21 protein-coding genes are annotated in these 22,490 nt (G+C 45.7%); 15 read left to right on the top strand and 6 right to left on the bottom strand.

The window, feature by feature from the left end; genetic code table 11:
- The first annotated feature begins 61 nt into the window (after positions 1 to 61).
- Together AB4114_RS08165 and AB4114_RS08160 are read left to right on the top strand one after the other, a co-directional pair.
- On the top strand, positions 62 to 547 hold the full coding sequence (locus tag AB4114_RS08165) for a CBO0543 family protein (RefSeq protein WP_441988011.1): 486 nt from the start codon (positions 62 to 64) through the stop codon (positions 545 to 547).
- 26 nt (positions 548 to 573) lie between these two features.
- Positions 574 to 1,728, top strand: coding sequence for a PQQ-dependent sugar dehydrogenase (locus AB4114_RS08160; RefSeq protein ID WP_441988010.1), 1,155 nt, complete (start codon positions 574 to 576; stop codon positions 1,726 to 1,728).
- 153 nt (positions 1,729 to 1,881) lie between these two features.
- Here the strand turns inward: AB4114_RS08160 and AB4114_RS08155 are convergent, their stop codons facing one another.
- On the bottom strand, positions 1,882 to 2,781 hold the full coding sequence (locus tag AB4114_RS08155; RefSeq protein WP_441988009.1) for an SDR family oxidoreductase: 900 nt from the start codon (positions 2,779 to 2,781) through the stop codon (positions 1,882 to 1,884).
- A gap of 307 nt (positions 2,782 to 3,088) precedes the next feature.
- Positions 3,089 to 3,616, bottom strand: coding sequence for a hypothetical protein (locus AB4114_RS08150; protein WP_441988008.1), 528 nt, complete (start codon positions 3,614 to 3,616; stop codon positions 3,089 to 3,091).
- 207 nt (positions 3,617 to 3,823) lie between these two features.
- Between AB4114_RS08150 and AB4114_RS08145 the strand changes: the two genes are divergently transcribed.
- Positions 3,824 to 3,982 (top strand): asparagine synthase, encoded by a 159-nt coding sequence (locus AB4114_RS08145; protein WP_441988007.1) that lies wholly within the window; start codon positions 3,824 to 3,826, stop codon positions 3,980 to 3,982.
- Between the two features lie 83 nt (positions 3,983 to 4,065).
- Here AB4114_RS08145 and AB4114_RS08140 read toward each other — a convergent pair whose 3' ends face one another.
- Positions 4,066 to 4,647, bottom strand: coding sequence for an NAD(P)H-dependent oxidoreductase (locus tag AB4114_RS08140; RefSeq protein WP_246302931.1), 582 nt, complete (start codon positions 4,645 to 4,647; stop codon positions 4,066 to 4,068).
- A 112-nt stretch (positions 4,648 to 4,759) separates the two neighbouring features.
- Between AB4114_RS08140 and AB4114_RS08135 the strand changes: the two genes are divergently transcribed.
- The 9 genes from AB4114_RS08135 to AB4114_RS08095 all read left to right on the top strand — a co-directional run bounded on the left by AB4114_RS08135 (position 4,760) and on the right by AB4114_RS08095 (position 15,344).
- Positions 4,760 to 5,794, top strand: a complete 1,035-nt coding sequence (locus AB4114_RS08135) for an AraC family transcriptional regulator (protein WP_441988006.1) — start codon at positions 4,760 to 4,762, stop codon at positions 5,792 to 5,794.
- A gap of 144 nt (positions 5,795 to 5,938) precedes the next feature.
- On the top strand, positions 5,939 to 6,535 hold the full coding sequence (locus AB4114_RS08130) for a TetR/AcrR family transcriptional regulator (protein WP_441988005.1): 597 nt from the start codon (positions 5,939 to 5,941) through the stop codon (positions 6,533 to 6,535).
- A 20-nt stretch (positions 6,536 to 6,555) separates the two neighbouring features.
- The gene (locus AB4114_RS08125; protein ID WP_441988004.1) at positions 6,556 to 7,005 is read left to right on the top strand and encodes a DoxX family protein; all 450 of its coding nucleotides are present in this window, start codon (positions 6,556 to 6,558) and stop codon (positions 7,003 to 7,005) included.
- 79 nt (positions 7,006 to 7,084) lie between these two features.
- Positions 7,085 to 7,540, top strand: coding sequence for a VOC family protein (locus AB4114_RS08120; RefSeq protein WP_441988003.1), 456 nt, complete (start codon positions 7,085 to 7,087; stop codon positions 7,538 to 7,540).
- A gap of 1,010 nt (positions 7,541 to 8,550) precedes the next feature.
- The gene (locus AB4114_RS08115; RefSeq protein WP_441988002.1) at positions 8,551 to 10,353 is read left to right on the top strand and encodes a sensor histidine kinase; all 1,803 of its coding nucleotides are present in this window, start codon (positions 8,551 to 8,553) and stop codon (positions 10,351 to 10,353) included.
- A complete protein-coding gene (locus AB4114_RS08110) occupies positions 10,331 to 11,932 on the top strand; it encodes a response regulator transcription factor (RefSeq protein WP_441988001.1) in 1,602 nt (533 codons plus the stop codon). Before AB4114_RS08115 ends, AB4114_RS08110 begins: the two co-directional genes overlap by 23 nt.
- An 89-nt stretch (positions 11,933 to 12,021) precedes the next feature.
- Positions 12,022 to 13,380, top strand: a complete 1,359-nt coding sequence (locus AB4114_RS08105) for an ABC transporter substrate-binding protein (RefSeq protein WP_441988000.1) — start codon at positions 12,022 to 12,024, stop codon at positions 13,378 to 13,380.
- A gap of 157 nt (positions 13,381 to 13,537) precedes the next feature.
- Entirely contained in the window at positions 13,538 to 14,443 is a 906-nt protein-coding gene (locus tag AB4114_RS08100; RefSeq protein WP_441987999.1) for a carbohydrate ABC transporter permease, read from the top strand.
- A gap of 19 nt (positions 14,444 to 14,462) precedes the next feature.
- A complete protein-coding gene (locus tag AB4114_RS08095) occupies positions 14,463 to 15,344 on the top strand; it encodes a carbohydrate ABC transporter permease (RefSeq protein WP_441987998.1) in 882 nt (293 codons plus the stop codon).
- An 87-nt stretch (positions 15,345 to 15,431) separates the two neighbouring features.
- Here the strand turns inward: AB4114_RS08095 and AB4114_RS08090 are convergent, their stop codons facing one another.
- Together AB4114_RS08090 and AB4114_RS08085 are read right to left on the bottom strand one after the other, a co-directional pair.
- Positions 15,432 to 16,622: an oxalate decarboxylase family bicupin gene (locus AB4114_RS08090; RefSeq protein ID WP_441987997.1), complete on the bottom strand. Its 1,191-nt coding sequence runs from the start codon at positions 16,620 to 16,622 to the stop codon at positions 15,432 to 15,434.
- Positions 16,623 to 16,773: 151 nt separating this feature from the next.
- Complete coding sequence (locus AB4114_RS08085) at positions 16,774 to 19,026, bottom strand: FAD-dependent oxidoreductase (protein WP_441987996.1); 2,253 nt, start codon at positions 19,024 to 19,026, stop codon at positions 16,774 to 16,776.
- Between the two features lie 194 nt (positions 19,027 to 19,220).
- On the opposite strand from AB4114_RS08085, the gene AB4114_RS08080 reads away from it, so the two are divergent.
- Both AB4114_RS08080 and AB4114_RS08075 read left to right on the top strand, forming a co-directional pair.
- The gene (locus tag AB4114_RS08080; protein ID WP_441987995.1) at positions 19,221 to 20,051 is read left to right on the top strand and encodes a helix-turn-helix domain-containing protein; all 831 of its coding nucleotides are present in this window, start codon (positions 19,221 to 19,223) and stop codon (positions 20,049 to 20,051) included.
- Between the two features lie 211 nt (positions 20,052 to 20,262).
- Positions 20,263 to 20,931 (top strand): NAD-dependent epimerase/dehydratase family protein, encoded by a 669-nt coding sequence (locus tag AB4114_RS08075; RefSeq protein WP_441987994.1) that lies wholly within the window; start codon positions 20,263 to 20,265, stop codon positions 20,929 to 20,931.
- Positions 20,932 to 21,412: 481 nt separating this feature from the next.
- On the opposite strand, the gene AB4114_RS08070 is transcribed toward AB4114_RS08075, so the two are convergent.
- A complete protein-coding gene (locus AB4114_RS08070; RefSeq protein WP_441988148.1) occupies positions 21,413 to 21,658 on the bottom strand; it encodes a PIG-L family deacetylase in 246 nt (81 codons plus the stop codon).
- A gap of 108 nt (positions 21,659 to 21,766) precedes the next feature.
- Here AB4114_RS08070 and AB4114_RS08065 point away from each other — a divergent pair, with 108 nt between their 5' ends.
- Positions 21,767 to 22,438 (top strand): DUF559 domain-containing protein, encoded by a 672-nt coding sequence (locus AB4114_RS08065; RefSeq protein ID WP_441987993.1) that lies wholly within the window; start codon positions 21,767 to 21,769, stop codon positions 22,436 to 22,438.
- The last annotated feature ends 52 nt before the right edge of the window (positions 22,439 to 22,490 follow it).

Raw genomic sequence — 22,490 nt, 5'->3', positions numbered from 1 at the left:
ATTAACAAGTCCTAGTTATGACTATAATTTAATTTAGTATATAATTAGGAGAGATTGAACTATGGATACGATTATTCTCTATTCCGTGTGGATCGTGACAGCAATTTTCTTAGTTATTTTCATAAGAAGAAAGAATTTATTAAGAGCGCAATTAAGTTTCATGTTCATGCAAGTCCCAACTTGGTTATTCGGTACATTAGTTGTTAAGGGAAGATTAATAGAATACCCTGTTGGTTTTCTTAGCGTTGTCTATAAAGCAAGTTTTACCTTTGAATACTTTGTTTTCCCAGCTATAAGTGCCATTTTCAACGTTCACTTCCCTCGTAATAAATCATGGCTGATTAAAACGATGTATACACTTAGTTTCCCATCCATCATGACAGTAGTCGAGGTTTTACTAGAAAAGAACACCGATTTAATAAAATACTTAAATTGGACATGGTATCTGAGTTTCATCACGATAACGATCACGTTATTATTATCCTATTGGTATTACCTATGGTTTTTTAAGAAAATGAAGAAAATGCACGCCGAAGAAGATCATTAACGTCGTCTTCATGAAGGAGATCGATTATGAATAAGCGTTATAACCTTGCATGTATGAGCTTAATCCTACTACTTGTACTACCTGCATGCTTCTGGTCCACAGATTCCGAACCTTCCTCCACGACATCGAGCAGCATTTCCCTGACTCCTATTTTCGAGCCAAATAACTTTGACCATCCCGTTGGACTTGAGCATCGCGTTAACTCACCACAACTCCTGTATATCGTAGAGCAGCCTGGTAGGATCCTCAGCGTGAACTTGGATAAGCCGAAGGAAAAGCCCGCACTTATGCTCGATATTACGGGTCGCGTCAATGATAGTGGAAACGAACAAGGCTTGCTAGGACTAGCCTTCCATCCGAAGGATCCAACGTTGGCCTATATGAACTACACGACGGAGACCCATACAATCATCGCTCGCTACAACACGCTTCCTAACAATCCCTCTTTACTGGATCCAAACAGTGAGCAAGTGCTCCTTACCATTAAGCAGCCCTACCCGAATCACAATGGCGGGCAACTTGCTTTCGGTCCAGATGGTTATTTGTACATAGCGACGGGAGACGGTGGCAGCAGCGGGGATCCTCAGAATAATAGTCAAAACCTTCAGTCCCTGCTAGGCAAAATACTTCGTATCGACGTCGACAAGCCAGCCAATGGGCTTCTTTATGCAATTCCAGCTGACAATCCTTTTATTGGCAAAGGGGCAAAGGAAATCTATGCCTACGGACTGCGGAATCCATGGCGATTCAGTTTCGATACCGTAACAGGAAAGCTTTGGGCAGCCGATGTTGGCCAGAATCGATTCGAAGAAATTAATCTCATTGAAAAAGGTAAAAACTATGGGTGGCATATTCAAGAAGGATTTGAATGCTACGAACCAAAAGAAGGTTGCAATAAGACTGGCTTAGAGCAACCGCTGTTTACCTATGGTCGTGATCAAGGCGTATCCATTACCGGAGGTTATGTGTATAGGGGCACGAAACTCCCCGAGCTTATCGGCTGGTACGTGTACGCAGATTATGGTACGGGGAACATTTGGGCATTATCTCAACAAAGTGACGGAACAATCAAGAACCGAATTTTACTAGCATCCGGTTTGAATATTGCTTCCTTCGGTACGGACGCGGCAGGCGAGCTTTACCTGTCCACACAAGATGGAAAGATCATGAAAATCGTTTAATTATAGCCGATCAAAATTTAAATCTTGAAGTCTCCCAAAGCTTATCGAGAAGAAGGATAGGCACAATGCCCATCCTCCATCCAAATGCTCAACTCAGAAACCCCCATGAGATCATGAGGGTTTTAGTCAACCCTTCGTGTGCATTTTAGGTTGTTAGGTCTCTGTCATAATACCTCCATTTACATGGAGAACTTGACCTGTAACGAAAGAGGAGTCATCCGAAGCTAAATAAATGTAGGTAGGAGCCAATTCGAACGGTTGACCAGCTCGCTTCATTGGCGTTTCTAGTCCAAAGGTTTTCACATATTCAGCTGAATAGCTAGATACGATTAATGGTGTCCAGATGGGACCTGGTGCCACTGCGTTTACCCGAATTCCACGCTCTACTAGTTGAAGGGACAAAGAGCGCGTAAAGGATACCACAGCTCCTTTCGTTGATGAATAATCAACCAGTAATGGTGCTCCAGCATAGGCAGTAACAGAGGCTGTACTAATGATCGCGCTTCCGGGGTGCAGGTAAGGAAGTGCTGCTTTTGTCAAATTAAAGTGAGGGAAAATATTGGTACGATACGTATCTTCCAACTGTTCGTTCGTGATGTCCATAATGCTTTTCTGAGGGAATTGGACACCTTGATTTAATACTAATACGTTGATTTTCCCATAACACTCCAAGGTTTTTTGGACTATTTCCATAGAGAAGTCCGGATGGCGAAGATCGCCTTCGATCAACAAACAACGACCACCGTATTGCTCTACCATCTGCTTGGTCGCGACTGCGTCTTCACGTTCGTACAGATAGACAATAGCTACGTCTGCACCCTCTTTGGCAAATCCAATCGCTACCGCACGTCCAATACCACTGTCCCCACCTGTAATAATGGCAACTTTGCCTGACAATTTCTCACTCCCCTTGTATGCGGGGTTATCCGATATGGGAATAGGGTTCATTATATATTCCAGCCCAGGCTGTTGGTCTTGATGCTGGGGTGGGAACGTAATGGGTACCTGCTTGCATTTCGTTTCTTGGCTGTAGTAAGGGTAGATCGGAATCATTGGTGGACCTCCATTTTCGTATGTTGATCCATGATATTCACCTAGTCGATGAATGGTCCCTTACTCTCTGCATCGCCATTCCATGTTCTTCGCGCATATCGTCTACGCCAATACTCGTATCCTTTTCAACGTCATTACTACTTCTATTAAAGCTCTCTAGCTCCGCACAATTGACGTACTTGAACCAAAATTCATAACGATATGTGTTTCAGATTCAAGATGGCTGAACATATGCGTTCCTAGAATACCGCAGTGCCCTTGGAGCCTCGGTAGTCCTCTGAGCATAAAGAAAAACCCCTCGAAATAGCTATTTTCTAAAAATAACACTCTCGTAACCTTCCAGCCACAGCTCAGAAGAGTCCTCCGCTAACCGGTAGTTGCCCGTCCCTGTTTGATAGATCACATTTTTCCAATCATGGATATCATCCTCATCTACCAGGCTATCGTCTTTCTTAATCCAATCTGGGCTTGGGAGCGCCGTATAATTTTCATACATATAACCCGGCTGTTCCACTGATATGTCACTTGTTCTAAGCAGAACATCGCCATGTTCCGTCACTGTGATCGCTGAATTATTTTGCCCATCTTCCGATACACTCGGATTCTGGGGATCAAGTATCCAATCATCCCCGTTCACAACGAATTTATAGAGATGCCTCCCCTTCGGAATCGGAAGTTCAAGCTCCCAGACATTCTCCCCCTCCGTTTTATACATAAAGTTCCTATCGCCATTCCAATTGTTAAAAGTCCCTGCAACCGCAACACTTTCTATCTGGTTATCCGTCGTAAACATGAACCGTACACCTTGTGAACCTTTTGTTGGAAAATGAGACATGGATGTGTATCTCCTTTTTGTGTGAAGGTTGTGATCACTTATTCCTCCTCACATGGTAGCTGTTATGGAATAACCTGCCAATGTCTGTTTCTACTCAGTTATGATGCGATTATGTTCCATTAATTCGTCCATCCTGCATATATTAATGACTTTGATACAAACTAAGATGTCTTGCCTAACCCAAACAAACTTGGAGGAGTGATGTTCATGCGCGAGGGATTGATTCCTACTGTTCTTGGAACTGTCGTTTCTGCATCTGGTGCTACTATGCTAAAAAGCAAGTATAAGCTTCTTGGTGTTGGTGTGCTTGGCTTCGGCGTTGCTCATGTGATTCTTGGAGCAATTGATTTGGTGGAACATCGTTAGGTTGGTAAGACTAAGAGGGAGGTCCTTAGGGACCTCCCTCTTTGCTTACTCCGCTTAGAACTCGATTGTTTACGTGCGTTTAATTAGGCTAACTTCGTTCCAAGCTGCTTTACTTTCTCCAACCACTGGACTCGTTTCTCTAGCGAAGATGACTTAACTGGTCCTATCTCGGTAAGACGTACAGGCGTAATCCCGCAGAATTGTAATATATTATTTTTCATAATTCGATAACCCGCATGCTTATAGATCCATCGACTGTACCAAGCTGGGGTATCCGTTGTCACAATGAGATGCGCTGATTTACCTACGAGCAGCTTATCCCAGAGTACAGACTTCTCCCGATATTTGAAAGCGAAGCCAGATAAGAAAATACGATCAACAAATCCTTTCAGCAACGCTGGCATCGCCCCCCACCAGGTTGGATAAACGAAGACTAGATGATCAGCCCAGCGGATGAGATCCTGCGCTTGCAGTAAATCCTCTTCGAGCTCTGTACGCTTACGATAACCAAACTGCAGATTCGGATCAAACGTTAAGGAATGAAGATCAATCCTCTGAATGTCAACCTTATTGTGTGAGACCCCTTCGATATACGCATTCGTTAGCGCTGCACAATAGCTTTGCGGGTCCGGATGTCCATTAATGACTAGAATATTCGATTTCAAGATGATTTCCTCCTTATTTGCGACTATAATCAGCATAGAATGAATGCGATTTGATTGGAATGATGAAACACGCAAACCAATTGCTGATTCACGCAAAGGAGGGATTTTCAACTTGAAAAGCCAAGGTGTTGCCATTTCTATGGTGTACCCCATTCTGAAAACAGTGGTACAAAAAGGCTTTGATTCGGAGCAATTTTGTAAGTATGCTTCCTTTGACGGCAGTCTTCTCCAGGATGTAGAGGCACGCATCTCAGGCGAGGAATTGGAGCGATTAACGATAGCCGCGGCCCATTATACGCAGGATACTCATTTCGGCTTACATCAAGGACAGATCATGGAATTCGCCGATATGGGCATCCTTGGCTATGTCATGATGCATTCCCAAACCGTTGGCGATGCGTTAGCAGCTTACCAACGATATAATGTGCTGCTATGCAGCGGATTCAATTTGGATTGGGACGTGGATGGCGAAGATGTACGGATATCCATGTTTCTACAGCATCCCGGACAGGGGCAGATGTCCCGTCATTGTATAGAAGATATGGCCAGCTCCTTATTCCGATTGATAGGGAGACTCAGTAACCGTGTAATCCCACTTCTGGAGGTCGCATTTCGGCACGAAGCAACGGTAGAATTAACTCCTTATCAACCCGTATTTGGACGAATCCCCCGCTTCGCTGCGAATAGCAATTACTTGCGTTTCAGTAAGGATGTATTGCATTACCCTGTCCTCTATTCCGATGCTAAGTTACTGAGCATATTTGAGAATATCGCACAAGAAACTAGACAGGAGCTGACGCAAGCTAGTCGACTCACTGAGCAAGTTATCCAGTGGATACGCACGTGTATGCCGTCCTATTTCCCATCCTTGCAGCAAACGGCAGATTTCCTCCAAATGAGCTCACGTACACTCCAACATAAATTGAAAGAAGAGAATACGACATATAACGATCTCTCTATTCAAGTACGTAAAGAATTAGCCATGGGCTACCTTCGCAAATGGGAGTTTTCCGTTGGGGACATCGCTTATGTGCTCCATTTTTCCGAACCTAGTGCCTTTCAAAATGCTTTTAAAAAATGGACTGGCTTAACGCCTGGACAATATCGAGCTACGATCCAAAGTGGACAAATGCGCGTGAATGGCTGAGGATGTTGCTCAATCAAATGATGGGGAACGACGCTGCTGGGGTTTGACTCTTGTGGCGTATTTCTTTTTATCCATTTACAAACCGACGGTCTGTTTATATAATGAGGTTATGGATTTATTTCCAAAAGACGGAGGATTGTGCCTATGAAGAATGAGGAACGTAGAGAAATCACCACACGAAAGCTCCTCGAAGCGACGAAAGCGCTGTTGAAGGAAAAAGGCTGCCACGCTATCACGATGAAAGACATCATGGATCAATCATCGCTTTCCAAAGGAGCAATCTTTCATTATGTGAAGAGTAAGGACGAAATTTATGCGATGGTGCTGCACGAGCGACTTGAAGAAACGAATACGAAATTCATGAAGGAGACGGAACACGCTGCCAAATCCTTTGAGGGACCAATGCAAAGCATCACTCATAATCTCATCGCGCTAGAAGATTCTCATGATATCACGAATAAAATACTCAAATACTTACTTGGCAAGGAAGATGATCCTACCGTTGCGGATGTGTTGCAGCATTTTTATGAGCGATCCGTTTCATTTGCTAAAAATTGGATCACAATTGGTCAACTCCACGGTGTCATTATGGATAACGTTAACCCGGACCAAACAGCTGAAATGTTCGTCCTGCTCTCCCTTGGATTACGTGTCCGTTCATCTTTTGCCTCGACAACCACTCAGATCTCCACTGAGGTGTCTACATTTATGTCCACCATTTTGAAAAACCAATCCAAATAAGTTCTCTAGGAGGTATTCGCATGGCACCTTTCATTGCCTTGATGTCATCTTTTCTACTTTTTTGCGGAATAGGTTCTCTCGGATGGTCTTATTTCGATGATTGGCACACCGCACTGCAAGGCGCAGTCGCTGTCATGTTTCTGCTTACAGCCTCCGCACATTGGGGTAAAAGACGTCTAGATCTGATTCGGATGGTCCCTCCTGCTTTCCCAAGACCCGCCTCGATCGTAACCATTACGGGCTACTTAGAAATCGCAGGTGCTATCGGGATACTGATTCCCGTTGTGTCACTGGCTGCCTCGATTGGTCTATTGCTTCTGCTGCTCGCTATGTTTCCCGCAAATGTACTTGCTGCTCGCAAGAAGTTGACCATTGGCGGCAAACCAGTGCCTCGATTGACAGTTCGGATCGTACTGCAACTCGTTTTTATCGCGGCTGTCGTGTTGGCATCACCTTGGTTTAGGAATTAGCTGGGATGAGATATCAGTTACGATGCGCATGAATTAAACAATATTTGTGATACAATACCTAATAAAAGGAGCTGCTAACATGCAAAAAATCTCTCCATTCTTATGGTTCGACGGCAATGCCGAAGAGGCAATGAACTTCTACACGTCCATTTTCAGCGATTCCCAAATTGAAAGTATCAATCGCTCTGGGCCTGAGGGAAGAGTTATATCAGGAACATTTGTGCTTGGTGGAGTGCGGTATATGGCGTTAAATGGCGGGCCTCATTATAAATTAACTCCTGCCTTTTCGCTATATGTCAACTGCGAGTCACAGGATGAGATCGACACCTTGTGGGAGAAACTGTCTGAAGGCGGCCAGCCTCAACGTTGCGGTTGGGTACAGGATAAATTCGGCCTGTCCTGGCAGATCATCCCGAGCACCCTAGGGGAACTACTCAATGCCGAAGATCGCGTGAAAGCGGCTCGTGTGATGAACGCGATGCTCGGCATGCAAAAGATTGATATCGCCGCGCTTAAGCAAGCTTACGAGGGATAAGTACGAAAAGAAGCAGCAACGGGGGCGAATTCGGCCCAGTTCGCTCGCTCTCCTCACTGTAACGATGAAAAACATCGTTACATCAGCGAATTGGACCAGTTTCGCTCACTCTCCTCACTGTAACGATGAAAAACATCGTTACAGCAGCGAATTGGACCAGTTTCGCTCGCTCTCTGCGCTGTAACGATGAAAAACATCATTACATCAGCGAATTGGACCAGTTTCGCTCGCTCTCCTCACTGTAACGATGAAAAACATCGTTACAGCAGCGCATTGGACCGGTTTCGCTCACTCTCCGCACTGTAACGATGAAAAACATCGTTACAGCGGCGCATGGCATGTCGGAATGCCCCAAAGATGCGAAAGAACACTTATTTTCAGCGAAAACGACTACTCATCGCCAAATGCGTGCGAAAAGGCAACCTTTTGCACCGAAACGCCACATAAATGAGCCCACGGGCAGAAATAGTTGCACATTTGCAACCATTTCTGCTCGTGGGCTCTTTCCCTTACAAAAGGTTGCACTTTCGCAATTTTGCATATTTACAGCTACTTTAGTCGCATCACGCACAAGGTGAAATGGAGAAATGTCATCCTTTATTATCGCACTTGTCACCAAAAGAGGGTCCCCCACCAGTACCATGGCTTCTAGGGGGCCCACTTTTTCTCATAACACGGACTATTTTCGGTGAGCTTCAAATCGGATCACGGCTTTATGTACACACGCACTTTCCAAGATCTTGACGGCCATCAATGGGAATTATTCTGGATGGATCCGAAAGCTGTGAATCAATTAGCATACAAGAGGTGGTGAGAGAATCTCACGCCTCTTTTTATACGTATTCCCTTATCCGCCTATTGCCCCTTCAATCGCCCAACATTGACCAAGCATATTCTTTGTTTTATACGGCATATTCTTTGAAATACTGCGCTTCTTCCTACTCTCTCTAGCAGGATAAGGGTCGTCGTTGTATGATAGAAGAGATTCCTAATCCTAGAAGATGAGGCTAATGGTGACATCCATGATGAAACTTCGCAGTCCAATCAAGACTTTGCGTGGCAAGATTCTGATCTCCTTATTTTTCCTGATCATACTTCCAGTTGTGATCATCCTATACCGATTCTATAAGTCTTCTGAAGATATTGTGCAAATTCAGCTCAACCAATCCAATCAAGCCGCCGTATCCCAAAAAGCCACAGCCATGAATGAGATGGCCGTTCGCATGATCACCGCGTCTAGTCTGATTATTAATGATCCAGAGACGGAGAAGTTTCTGAAAGAGCCTGCGGATTGGTCCAATAACTACCTTTCCTTCATTAAGCTCACAAGCCTGCAAAAAAAAATGTCTAACGTCAAAGATCTCCTTCTCGACAGTACGACACAGCTTGGATTATACGACAACAGAGGTTTTACACATACGACCTGGTCTGCCGTTACGCCAACGAATGTTCAATCCTTCTATAAGGAAAGCTGGTACGAACCTACGCTGAAACGCAATGGTTTTCCTTATTGGACGGTTCCCTACTCACTTCCTTCATCCAATAATAAACAAGATCTGATCGTCATGACGAGACAAATTAATGGCGAATATACGAGTAACTATGGTGTGTTTTTTATCAGCGTACCGATCCCAGTTTTCTTCTACCCGAAAGCCGAGATCCAGAAGCAACAAGCTGCAGGCATAACCTCTGTCCTCGTCGATGAAGACCAGAATCTCTTAATCGGTGATCGTGCAGCTGCAGATTTGTTGGCGAATCATGCCCTTCAGAACGTTCGTACCAATGTAAATGGCATTCAAGAAGTGAAAATCAATGACCATATTTATTTTATGAATGACGCTTTCGTACCACAGCTAGGTTGGCGGCTAGTCCAATTCATGAATCAGAAGGATTTCGTCACCCAGCTTAGTCGGGAAAAAGACAAATCCATCACCTGGGTTGTCGCCTGGTTCCTTCTATTTGCCATCGCCTTCATCATACTCATGCTTCGTGTAACGAGTCCTTTCAAACAATTGGCCAAATCCATGACCAAGGTTGGTAAAGGGGAATTTAATACACTGGTTACGATAAAAGGGGAAGACGAGATTGCCCTGCTTGGCAATAACTTCAATCGCATGGTGCTGCATCTGCAAGATCTCATATCCGACTTATATGATGAGCAGCGGCGCAAGCAGAAAGCACAGTTCCAAGCACTTCAAGCGCAAATTAATCCGCATTTTCTACTCAATACACTCAATTCAATCAAATGGATGGCACTGCTTTCTGGTGCTGATCATATCAGTGAAATGATTACCAAACTGGGTAAACTGCTGAATTTCACCATGCGGAATGAACAAGAATTCGTCACGTTGCAAGAAGAACTGGACTATTTACAAGTGTACTTATCTCTCCAGGAAATTCGATATCATGATCAGATCACATTTACTTATCACATTCCGGAAGCGCTGCTTGACTGCGAAGTGCTAAAATTCACGCTGCAGCCTGCCGTAGAGAACAGTATTATTCATGGCAATCGGTTCCCGCTTCTTATTGAGCTTCAAGCTGAAGAAGTTAATGGGAATCTGCATATTGTGATGCAGGATAACGGTGTAGGCATGAGTATGGAGATGATTGGGCAAGTCGAATCTTCTCTGAATCAGCCACACGCAAAGTTCAGCGGCATCGGTATACGCAATGTAAATGAACGAATTAAGCTCCACTTTGGCATGCAGTACGGCATGCACATCTCAAGCGTAGAGGGCGAAGGCGTCCGACTATTATTGGTACTGCCTTTGAAAAGGAGGAATACAGATGCTGAGAATTCTGATCGTTGATGATGAGATCCTTGTGCGCATTGGCTTAAAAACGATCATTCCGAGAGATAACGAAGAGTTCCAGGTCATAGGAGAAGCTGCTAATGGGTTGGAAGCTTTGAAAATATTAGAATCGCAGGCTTGCGACGTCGTACTTACGGATATTCGGATGCCGGAGATGGACGGGCTTGAACTATTGAGACAGATTCGTGAACGCTGGCCGGCGATCAAATGTCTCATTTTATCCAATCATAACGACTTCAACTATGTCCAACAGGCATTACGCCTAGGTGCCATCGAATATGTCACGAAATTAGAAATCAATCCCTCCGAGCTAATGGAGAAGCTCCGCGCAATCCAGGATCAATTACAACTGGAGAAACAAGGCCAGAATGCAAGAACGCAGCTTGAGCAGAAGGTGAATCAATATAGCAACGAGGTCAAAGAAAAACGGTTGCGCGAGCTCCTCCAAGGCCATGTTTCCCGCGGGGAAATCGAACAAGTATGGCGAGAATTCCAACTGGAACTATTCAATACCCCCTTATCAGCGGCGGTGATCCAGATCGATTCTTACGATGAATTAACGCAAAATAACCGTTTCCAAAGCGATCGTCTTTTGACATACACGGTAAAAAATGTCCTCAATGAGATTCTTAAGAAGTATGGCAATGGCGAGCTAGTTGAGATGGCAGTTGGAAAGTTCTGCGTCCTTACTGGTCAAATCAACGCGAACATGTTGGTCGAAATGCAGAATGCTGTACAAGTTTTTTTGAAAATATCGCTAGCCATCGGTGTGTCCCCCTCCAACGAGGATACATTTGCTCTGCATCAAGCCTATGAAAAAGCAGACCATGCCTTAAGCTACCGGTTCTACTACGGGGGCTCATGCATCGTTTACTATGATCATTTACATGGTTCACCTCCCACGCTATCTGAGCCATGGCAGGAAGAAGAATGGATGAAACGTATCGAAGAAGGTGACGAAATCGGCTTACGTGAGAAGATTACCGCCTGGACAGAGGAGCTTTGCCGCAATAAGAATATTCCTCCTGCCCTATTGCGAGAGCAGTGGCTTGGTCTGCTTCATATTTTCGCACGCTGCCTGAAGGCCGAAGGCGGCGATATTTACTCCGTTACCCTTCATGAGCAGCAATATCCGTACCACGTCATTCGCAATGCTGAAACTTTGCAGGCGATATCCGACTGGTTCATCGGATGGCTGCCCGTCTTTCTGGCGTACAAGCGTGAGCATGGGAAAGAGAAACTCCGACCGGAGATTCAAATGGTGATCCGTCAAATTATGGAGAAGTACAATTTACCCCTCAAAGTAGCTGATTTAGCCAGTACCGTTGGTTATACAGAGAATTATTTGAGTATTTTGTTCAAAAAAGAAACCGGCAAAACGATCACCGATTATATGACGAATGTTCGGATGAAAAATGCCCGCGAGCTGCTCAAGAATCCGGATTACAAAATTTTCGAAATTTCTGAGCTCATCGGGTATGCCGATCCGAATCATTTCAGCCGCAGCTTCAAGCAAATGGAAGGCATGTATCCAACCGAATTCCGAAAGCTCATCTTCGGTCATCGAACATCATAGAATAATGCTTACTTCGTAAAGAATACTCCGTGTCTTTTTGGGAAAATATGCATTACGATTTAACTACCAAAAGAAAAGGGGATGAACAAATGAAAAAAGTATTTGGCATGGGGGCATCAATCGCCCTTGCTGTAAGCGTTCTCGTAACCGGTTGCTCCAAAACACCCGAAGCTTCACCTTCCGCAGCTGCAACAGTGGCTGCCACAGCTGCTCCTACACCTGAAGCACAGAAACCAGTTACCCTTAAATTCTGGGGAGGCGTTCCGCCAGAAAGCGGACCACAAGATGCCGTCGACGCTTGGAATAAAGCGAATCCGAACATTAAAGTAGAATATACACGGTATGTCAATGACGACCCGGGCAACCTGAAGCTCGAAACAGCCCTGCTCTCCAATACGGATGCGCCAGATATTTATATGAACTACGGTGATGCCTATATGACGAAACGCCAAGCTGCTGGCATGGCAGAGCCATTGGATGATCTGATTGCCAAAGCAGGCTTCGATGTGGAGGGCATTATCGGGGCAGCGAACATTAAGAAATTCGCAGACGGCAAATATTATTATCTGCCTGCTAACAAGAACGTAGGCGCTGTCCTTTTCAATATGAAAGCCTTGGATGCAGCAGGCGAGAAACTGCCTACGGCATGGACATGGGACGATTTCAGTGCAATGGCCACCAAGCTTAACAAAGGTGCTATGAAGGGTACAATGCTAGATCCAGCTTTGAATTGGTTTGGTGATACGGTTCTACAAACAGCCAAACCGCAAGACTGGGTAATCGCTGCAGATGGCACTTCCAATTTCAATAGCCCAGCTATGAAGAAAGGCTTGGAAATGCAGAAGAGCTTGGAAGACAAAGGTGTTATGATGAAATATTCCGAAGCTGTTGCCGGTAAGATTACGGTGCAAAATGAGCTTCTGACAGGTAAAACAGCAATGTCTGCTACCGCTATTTACATCATCCGCTATATCAAGGACATTAAGAGCTTCCCGCATGATTTCAAAGTCGCATTCGCTCCTTATCCGCAATTCACAGCAGGCAGCAACATTAATCCAGGCGGCGGTATGGGTGATTATATGTCCATTAATAAAAACAGTAAAAACAAAGAAGCTGCCTTTAAATTTATCTCTTGGTACTTACAAGAAGGCAACATGGCCATGGTGCCAGGCGGCCGTATTCCAACGAATAAAAAAGCAGATGCTGGTAAAATCGCTTCTATCCTCATCGGTGATGCGAAGGATCTGATAGACGAAGCCTCCTTGAAAGCACTGCTAGCTGGCAATTACACATTCCCAACGTCCTACAACGTACCTGTTCCAACTGAACTAAGAGCCATCTTTAAAGATGAGATGGAGAAATATCTGCTTGGTGCTCAACCGCTTGACAAGGCTTTGGACACAATGAAAACGCGTGCGGATACGACGATCAAAGGCGCTAAAAAATAAGGCAAATTCATTCTCAGTCATTTGGAAACCTCTAGCAGATTCTTGCTGGAGGTTTTTTCAATGAAACTACAGAAAAGATCACGTTCACGCTATGGGAATTCTTTCATTCGCTTGGTAAAGTTACGTTAACACATGAATTCGAAAGGGTGGCTTACGAATGAAACGACATTTCTGGCAGAACGCCAAATTCAGGGAAAACCTTGCAGGCTACCTGTTCATTTTGCCCAACTTCTCAGGGTACCTTATCTTTATATTGCTGCCGATCCTATTCAGTTTGTACCTCGTATTCGTAGATTGGGAATATCTCAAAGGGTTTGCGGGGATCGAATGGGTGGGCTTAGATAATTTCAAAGCGCTGGGCAGTGATCCGAAATTCGTGAAAGCACTCAAAAATAATATGGTCTTTACATTAGTCAGCGTTCCAGGCTCTATCATTATAGGACTCCTGTTTGCTGTCGTACTGAACAAGTATGTGTTTTTCAAGCAGACACTGCGAACACTGATCTTCCTGCCCTATGTCAGCTCGCTCGTCGCTGTATCTGTCATTTGGAGTATTATGTATCGTGCGTCCGATGGTCCGATCAACCAGTTGCTCAAGTCCGTTGGCATTGATCATCCACCAGGTTGGTTGTCGAGCCCGAATTCTGCTCTTTTCGCGATAATCATTATGCAGGTGTGGGTAACGATCGGATACGCGATGGTCATTTACTTGGCCGGATTGCAAGGGATTTCCAAGGATTTGTACGAGGCATCCGATATTGATGGTGCTTCGAAAATTCGTCAGTTTTTCCAAATTACTATTCCTATGCTCACGCCAACCACCTTTCTCGTTGCCATTACTCTCATTATCGGCTCCTTCCAGATATTCGGACCCGTCAACATTATGACACAGGGTGGTCCTATAGATTCGACAATGGTACTTTCCTATCACATTTACTTACTCGCATTCCGATTCTACAAAATGGGCTATGCCGCTACCGTGTCTTGGGTACTATTCGCCATCATCTTCGTCGTCACGATCATTCAATGGCAGAGCCAGAAACGTTGGCAGCAGCACTTCTAATTGTAAAGGAGCAACCCCTATGGAAACGATCGTACCTCTTGAAACTACACGAAAAACAACTATTGCCACTATCAGAAAGGGCAGCTTCTGGTTGAAGATCCTCCTTACCATCATCTTGGGAGCGATCTCCATCGTTATGATTCTGCCTTTTCTCTGGATGATATCTACCTCTTTCAAAATTAATGGCGAAGTATTCCAATATCCGATCGATTGGATTCCGAATACATGGCATTTTGAGAATTATAAGAAAGTCTGGGCCGGCACAGATCCATTCTATTTATTCTATTGGAACTCAATCAAAATTACGGGAATCACTGTTGCTGGCAACCTACTTACGAGTGCCATGGCTGGCTACGCTTTTGCCAAAATACGCTTCAAAGGCCGTAACTTTCTGTTTCTGCTTTATTTATCAACGATGATGATTCCGGGCCAGGTGTTGCTTGTCCCTCGCTTCATCTTGTTCGATCAGCTGCAGCTGATCAATACACACGCTTCCATTATTTTACCAGGTTTATTTACCGTATTCGGCACCTTCTTGATGCGTCAGTTCTTCATCAGCCTTCCGAACGAACTGCTGGAAGCAGGTCGTGTTGATGGATCGGGCTACTGGCGAACCTTCTGGCAAATTTGTTTGCCGTTGATCAAGCCTGCGCTAGTCACACTCTTGATTCTCTCTTTTACTTGGCATTGGAACGAATACGAAACCCCGCTGATTATGCTTCGAGAGAAAGACTTGTACACGATTCCATTAGGCTTAACGAGTTATGTTGAAGAGTTCGGTACGAATTATGTCCTCACCATGGCAGCTTCCGTTTCTGGGCTTGTTCCTCTGCTCATCGTCGTGGTTGTTTGTCAAAAATGGTTCGTAGAGGGAATTGCAAGCTCGGGATTGAAAGGCTAGCCTCACAAAAAAGGAATGAATTAAGCATTCGTTAAAATGAGAAAAGGCTATCTCTTGTAGATATTCTACTTGAAATAGCCTTATTTTTTATTTCGGGTAATATGAGAATCCCGGATATTTGACGACAGGCCACTTTTCTTTGCGCAGCGCATTCAACACCTCTGGACCGACGTTCAAATTCGTACTAACCAGATCGCGTGGCGTAAGCGCCATCCATTGATTTAACGACACATCCTCAAACCGATCACTCTTGAACATCTCCAAAAACCATAACGATTGTGTACCCGTGTTCTGTATATAATGTCCCAATGCAAATGGCACATAACCAACATCACCAGCGCGATAATCGAATGTACGAGCATTGCCATTCCCAGCGAAAACGGTCATGCGTCCCTGTCCTGTCAGATAGTACTGCCATTCATCGTTATTCGGATGCCAATGCAACTCTCTCATTCCGCCAGGTTCAATCTCAACTAGCGCTGCTGCAATATTTTTGGATATCGGAAAATTAGTAGAATCTACGATCCTGACGCTGCCGCCTGGTGTTTTGATCGGGGGTTGCGCGAGCAGTCGATGCTTAAAACTAAGCGGAATCGTCCCATAAGGGGAATCTACTTTCTGGCTTTCGATTGGACCAGGAACCTTGTCTTGATAGATATAAACTTGCTCTTGGGGAATGTTGTTAAAAGCACTCATGGGAACGCCAAAATTGGCGGAAAGCACATCTTTCGGCGTTCGTGAAAACCAATCGGAGATGGAGATTGTGTTAAGATCCGAGAAATTACCATCATCAAATACCAAGAGGAATTCACAATGCTCTAATCCCTGAATGGAGTGAGGGAGTCCTGGAGGGAAATACCAAAGATCCCCTGGACCCACATCGGCAATAAAATTCCGCCCCTCTTGGTCAATCGACGTGATCCGAGCTGATCCTAAAATCATATAGGACCATTCTGCTTGTTGGTGCCAATGCAATTCGCGAACACCACCAGGCGTCAAACTCATGTTGACACCCGCCATCGTGGTTGCAATTGGTAATTCCCTAACCGTAACTTCTCGTGACCAGCCTCCAAAATTTAATTTCATCGACGTATCGGAAAATGAAAATTTCAAATTCGGCAGCAAGCCAGAGTCTGTTACTGGCGGAACTAACATATTGGGGTTTTCCATATCCCTCATAACATCTCGAGGACCGCTATCGATCCCGCCAGCTCCGTCTGGTCGGATCGGCTGAGGTACATTGCCATATATACGCTGATTCCTATTCGGAGTATCCATCTGGTCGTCTCCTTTCCAATAAGCTGAACATACCTTGTATCTCATCCTAATTGATATATGAGACTGCCTCAATGTTCATTACTATCGAACCAAATGGAATAAGATAATGACACGATAAGCTGAAATACCGCTCCCCAGAGGACCTAATTCCCTACCCATACACCCGTACTTCAACCACTTCCGCGCAAGGACAACCATTCGTCGCTTCCACGACAAGTCGCAAACGGTCCGTGGCAATGGCGGCCTCCAATTGTAACCTTCTTGTACGTTTCCGATTGTTTGTTACACGTTGCAGGACTTTCCATTCCCCATCCGCCCATGCTTCTAAACGGTAGTCCTTCACTAACTCGGGTCTAACTTCCTCACTCGTCCTGAATGCGTGAAGATTAATTAAATCCTCGTGCACATTGTCATTAAAGGTTACTTGTAGATACCTCAGAATTTGTTCTTCGTCCCAATGAAACTCCAGCCACTCTTCCTTGGCTGCCGTCATCGGCTCCGACATCCATAGATGCGGGGCGCCATACGGCCGCAGATAGCCATTCGTCACCTTTTTCGCTGAGAATGCATTCGTCTCCGACGTGAGTCGGAAGCAGATTGGCTTGCGATCCACGCCATTTTTCATGCTCCACTGAACAACCGGCTGATCCGGTTGATGATTCTCTAGCTTCGGATCCACAATCGGCTTCGTTCCTCGTACAAAAGCAATCGCTCCCGTGTGCTGTTGATTGGAATGATAGACCACGACGTGTTCATTCGCTTTGATAATGACAAAAGCGTTCTGCATCTCGTCTGGCTCCCAATCCAGAGGAAAGCTGATCCACTGCTGTTCCCCAGCTTGCGCAGCTGTCTCCGTCTGCATGATCATCATCGATGGCACATAGTTCTCCGCTCTCCCTGTATCCCACAGCTCTACTTGAATCGTCGTTGCTTGGCTTACATCAACCAGCAGCTCAAAGCCATTTAGCTGCGGTTCAACAGGGAATAGCACCGCCACATCGTCGATCAGTCGCCTAGGCTCCACGGCACGCGACACACTCAAGCGTGTTAACGTAGTGGACGCCTCCAACCTGGCCAGCCGCCCAAGATCCTGCTCATCCTCGTTGCGTATACCAATCAACGCGGCATCCTGCTTTAACAGCACTTGCTGGAGCTCCTTATGATGTTTCTGATACAGTTCACGCGGTGTCACTTGTTTCTGAACGCATAGCGCCGCCCCCGTTCCTGCGGCCTCCCCAATCACAGCGCAAGTCGCCATGACGCGTGTCGTACCGAAAGCCACATGGGATGCGCTTATATTACGCCCAGCCATTAGCATGTTGGATACATTGACTGAGTATAAGCTGCGAAAAGGAATATGGTAGACGCCATCCGCATGCAAATGCTTCGAACCGCTCTCCGTTGCATACATCCCCTGCGGCGGGTGCAGATCAATGGACCAACCGCCGAAGGCGACGGTGTCCTCAAACCTCGTTTGAGCTAGAATGTCATTCTGGTTCAGCATGTAATCCCCGATGAAACGACGATATTCTCTTTTGCCTGGTAAAGCCCCTACCCATTCTAACGTCATATTCGCTGAATCAAATTGACCTGAATTTTTGATATAATCCCAAATCCCATAAATAACTGACCATAATTCATCGCGAATACGCTCATTCTCATGTACGGTATCTAGCTCGCCGCCCCACTCAATCCACCAATAATGACAGCCCGAATCGCCGCTGCGAATGACACGTTTGATCGGGATCGAGGTCGTTGTGATGTCTTTGGCGAAACTCGGCGGATGGTATTTAACAGGATGCCCCACTTCTTTGGTATAAAATAAAATCGTACTCCCGAGTGTAATGTCATCTGCGATCTCAGGCGCCCACGCCTCCTGAAACTCTTCTCGCGCCTCCCGGCCGATACGAAATTGGGCCCCCGCCAAGAATCCAATTAGGCCATCCCCCGTACAATCTAGAAACACGTCGCTCTCGAATCGAATGCGCCGCTCCGAACCCATCATCCACCCTGTAACAGAGTGAATGATTCGATTGTTCTCATCCCCATCTGCTTCCACCTCATGTACATCGGTGTTAAGGAAAAGCTGTATATTCGCTTCAGCGCGTACGGCTTCCAGCACGATGAGATCCCATAGATACGGATTCCCGTCAGGATTCTGGAACTGATTCTCTACAAACAACTCGCCCATAATGCCCGTTTCACGTGCGTACCGATTAATGCCATGCGCTGTTGCTCCGCAAACCCACACACGGACTTCACTTGACGAATTGCCCCCGAGTATGGGTCGATTTTGAATCAGTGCCACAGTCTGACCTAATCTTGCAGCAGCTATGGCTGCACACACGCCTGAAAGTCCGCCACCGATGACCGTAATATCTTTTTTTACCGATTCTTCTCTCATTGGATAACCTCCATGAAATCTGTGATTACCCTTATTTTATAGGATTATCGGCGCTATAAACCATGCACGCTTTTAGCATAAACTTATACAAAATTTCAGTAACATGCCTTTCTTCTGCCAAGCTAATCCACTAAGATGAAAGGGGGTAATTCATACCCATAATGATTCGGAATGAGAGAGGATAGGTAAGCGCGATGCAACTTCAAGATGCCGCTCAGACACTGCCAAAGTTGCTCAGTCATATGTATTGGAGGGAAAAATCGGCCTTTCAGCTTCAGGAGGATTTGAATGAATTTTGGGTGCTGTTTGCTGTAGAGAATGGGAGCTTCTCCTACCAGATTCAAGAGCACGAAGGGATCGCTGCATTCGGAGATCTGGTGCTATGTCCACCGGGGGTTATTTTTCGAAGAGAAGTCATTCAGCCCTTATCTTTTCACGTCATGCTGCTGCAATGGTGCGATCCGTTAGGTCATTCGTTAGCAATGGAAACGCATATCCCCTCAGGGAAAATTTCCATCCAAGATCTCAATCGACTGTCATCTAACTATGCCTACTTGAAAAAATGGTTCCAACACGAAGGAAACATTGCCTCCTCCCTGCGTCAACATGTGCTCACAGACCTATGGATGCTGGTTGTGGAAGAGGCTTATTCAGCAAGCCCAGAGGCATTATCTCCTTGGACAGCAGGGATTACGAACAATAAGGATGCCCTCATTTCTGGAGCAACTCAACGTCTGCATGAACTAGCGTCATCCACCTGCATCATGAAAGACATCGCCACGGAACTTGGATTGACACAGGTGCAGTTTACCCGCAGATTCAAAAAATCGACAGGCATGCTGCCGATCGATTACTTAACCACGCTACGTCTGCAGAAGGTACAGCAGCTCTTGCTGGATAGTGATATGACCTTGGGGCAGATCGCTGGGCAATGCGGCTTTGAGAACGAATTTTATTTGAGCCGTGTATTCAAAAAACGCATGCATATACCACCATCTTCCTACCGCAAGCTTCATCGCCTATGAACATGCGAGCCACCTCCTTGACGTTTGCGGGTATTTTTCACATATCAGGAAAAGCTTATATCGAGTCCTATTTATTAGTCCAACACTGCTTAACTTTATTACCACTGTCAAAAAGCACCCCATCCAAATCAGCATCATGGTGATAAACGCTATACTATGTCTCTAGCTGTTCTTCTCTCTTAATTTATTTGCGAAAGGTGGCTCTCTTTTTATGAACGTTCTCATTTTTGGCGCAACGGGGATGGTCGGACAAAGTGTATTGCGTGAATGTTTGCTGGATCCTCAGGTTAACAACGTCGTTTCGATCGGTCGAAGCTCTACGCATCAGAAGCAATCGAAATTCCGTGAGCATGTTCTCAAGGATATTACTAATCTATCTGCATTAACGAATGAGCTTTCAAATATTGATGCTTGCTTCTTCTGCCTCGGCGTTTCATCTGTAGGTATGAGCGAGGAAAAGTATCAGGCAATCACCTACGATCTGACCATGAGTATTGCTAACGGGCTCGTCCAAATCCAACCTAACATGACCTTCGTCTACGTGACTGGTGCCAGCACCGATAGCACAGAGCAAGGCAGCAGCATGTGGGCACGTGTCAAAGGTAAAACGGAAAATGCGCTCCTCAAGCTGCCTTTTAAGTCAGCCTTCATGTTCCGTCCTGGCGCAATTCTGCCGAAGAATGGCGTCAAATCCAAAACTAAGCTATACCAGACCTTCATTGTCATCTTGCGTCCCATTTTCCCTCTGCTACAGAAATGGTTCCCGAATGCCGTCATTGACTCCGAGCAAATTGGCCGTGCCATGATCGCCGTCGCGCGAGACGGATATCCGAAAGCCATTCTGGAGAGCAGCGATATTCGTGAGGCGTCGGGGAAATAGGGGGAGGCATAAACGCCCACTAGATAGACTGACTTTTGATTTAGATGGATTTTCTGTCGTTAATTTCGTCGAAATCAGCTGTTCATGAGCAATAGCTGTATTTTCTGCAGGTAATCTTAACCATTCTATGCCAAAAGTGCCATAGCAGCCGAATTACCTTCATTTTTTACAGGTAATCGGGAAAAGACAGAAAATCGTCAGATTTAACTGTAGATTTTACGGTTACTCGGTTGTGAACGCTGTTGCGAGCAGTCGGAGACGGCCCTAGTTGATTCTAGCATGCAAAAGAGCCTCCCCATTCGGGAGGTTCTGTTCATTTCGGCCACTTCTCTATTGGCCAATCTTTGCACACCTGCTGTCGCGGTGAATGACTCAATCCTATGCTTTGGCAGCTACTTACTTCCCTCGCTACCGACCACAAATGGATGCTCACTCGCCCCATCTCCCGACTCAATCGTCCATACACCATCGTGGTGGAATTTCAGATGCACCTTCTCCGCATCCAAGCGAGGATACAGCCCGACGACGCCCATGAGCATCGCCGCGGCAGGCGGCGAATCGCTGCGATCGCTTCTGGTTCTACCTCTCCAGTTGAGCCACTTCCATCTGAAATAGTAATGTAAACGATTTGACAACCGCGTTGTGCAAGTTCGAATAACGTTCCAGCTGCCCCAACTTCGTTATCATCTGGGTGGGGGGAGAAATGTCGAAAATGTTCTCTCGTGATATCAGGGGATTTCCTTTATACTTAGTTGCAAGAGACGAAGAACGTCCCTGTCCATTTTTCATGAGTGGATAGGGGCGTTTTTCTCATTTTAAAGGAGGAGAGTGACGTATGAATTACGAGGACATGCATGCTGTATGGATTCAAAACCATCTGGACCGCAGAACCGGAGAACGCAGAGGCCGCTTGGAGCGTGGGCATCGGGAAGCAGAAAAACTATTTTGTCAGGGAGTCTGGTGGGAGCTCCGAGGACATTTCGATGAGTTGCACCCAGAATTCGAAGTATTAGATTGGCGTGGACGTTCGTATTTCTGCGACTTCGCTTGGCTGACGAAATTTGTGAAATTAATCATCGAGATCAAAGGATACGGCCCGCACGTGCGAGATATGGACAGGCAGAAGTACTGCAATGAGCTGAACAGGGAAACCTTTTTGGCTGCGATGGGGTATCAGGTCATTTCATTTTCATACGATGATGTCGCGAATCGCCCTGACCTATGTATCACACTGCTGCGCATGTTGATTAGTCGATTTCAGGCTATCACATCACCTGTCAGTCTAGACAATGTGATGGAACGGGAGATTGTTAGGCTAGCTTATACGCTGGCTCAACCTATTCGGCCCATTGATGTTCGAACACATCTGGACATCAACTACCGCTCAACCGTTCGAGTGCTCCAATCACTCTGCGACAAAGGCTGGTTTATCCCGCACGCCGGAGCTGAAGGCAAACATGTGCTTCGTTATGAGTTAGTAAAAAGGGATCATATACGAATGATGTGATGCGATGGCGGGATGGATCGGTGCGGGGGGTGATCATTAAAGCAAATCCTCC

Origin of the sequence: Paenibacillus sp. 2RAB27, assembly GCF_052115445.1 — a bacterium.
In the GTDB taxonomy this organism is placed as follows: Bacteria; Bacillota; Bacilli; order Paenibacillales; family NBRC-103111; genus Paenibacillus_E.
Note: the sequence above shows the minus strand (reverse complement) of the source record. Positions and strands in the feature narration are given on the sequence as shown.

Bases quoted from the DNA above. Each gene is read 5' to 3' on its own strand.
- AB4114_RS08165 (WP_441988011.1), top strand. From the start codon at position 62: ATGGATACGATTATTCTCTATTCCGTGTGGATCGTGACAGCAATTTTC.
- AB4114_RS08160 (WP_441988010.1), top strand. From the start codon at position 574: ATGAATAAGCGTTATAACCTTGCATGTATGAGCTTAATCCTACTACTT.
- AB4114_RS08155 (WP_441988009.1), bottom strand. From the start codon at position 2,781: ATGATTCCGATCTACCCTTACTACAGCCAAGAAACGAAATGCAAGCAG.
- AB4114_RS08150 (WP_441988008.1), bottom strand. From the start codon at position 3,616: ATGTCTCATTTTCCAACAAAAGGTTCACAAGGTGTACGGTTCATGTTT.
- AB4114_RS08145 (WP_441988007.1), top strand. From the start codon at position 3,824: ATGCGCGAGGGATTGATTCCTACTGTTCTTGGAACTGTCGTTTCTGCA.
- AB4114_RS08130 (WP_441988005.1), top strand. From the start codon at position 5,939: ATGAAGAATGAGGAACGTAGAGAAATCACCACACGAAAGCTCCTCGAA.
- AB4114_RS08125 (WP_441988004.1), top strand. From the start codon at position 6,556: ATGGCACCTTTCATTGCCTTGATGTCATCTTTTCTACTTTTTTGCGGA.
- AB4114_RS08120 (WP_441988003.1), top strand. From the start codon at position 7,085: ATGCAAAAAATCTCTCCATTCTTATGGTTCGACGGCAATGCCGAAGAG.
- AB4114_RS08115 (WP_441988002.1), top strand. From the start codon at position 8,551: ATGGTGACATCCATGATGAAACTTCGCAGTCCAATCAAGACTTTGCGT.
- AB4114_RS08110 (WP_441988001.1), top strand. From the start codon at position 10,331: ATGCTGAGAATTCTGATCGTTGATGATGAGATCCTTGTGCGCATTGGC.
- AB4114_RS08105 (WP_441988000.1), top strand. From the start codon at position 12,022: ATGAAAAAAGTATTTGGCATGGGGGCATCAATCGCCCTTGCTGTAAGC.
- AB4114_RS08100 (WP_441987999.1), top strand. From the start codon at position 13,538: ATGAAACGACATTTCTGGCAGAACGCCAAATTCAGGGAAAACCTTGCA.
- AB4114_RS08095 (WP_441987998.1), top strand. From the start codon at position 14,463: ATGGAAACGATCGTACCTCTTGAAACTACACGAAAAACAACTATTGCC.
- AB4114_RS08090 (WP_441987997.1), bottom strand. From the start codon at position 16,622: ATGGATACTCCGAATAGGAATCAGCGTATATATGGCAATGTACCTCAG.
- AB4114_RS08085 (WP_441987996.1), bottom strand. From the start codon at position 19,026: ATGAGAGAAGAATCGGTAAAAAAAGATATTACGGTCATCGGTGGCGGA.
- AB4114_RS08080 (WP_441987995.1), top strand. From the start codon at position 19,221: ATGCAACTTCAAGATGCCGCTCAGACACTGCCAAAGTTGCTCAGTCAT.
- AB4114_RS08075 (WP_441987994.1), top strand. From the start codon at position 20,263: ATGAACGTTCTCATTTTTGGCGCAACGGGGATGGTCGGACAAAGTGTA.
- AB4114_RS08065 (WP_441987993.1), top strand. From the start codon at position 21,767: ATGAATTACGAGGACATGCATGCTGTATGGATTCAAAACCATCTGGAC.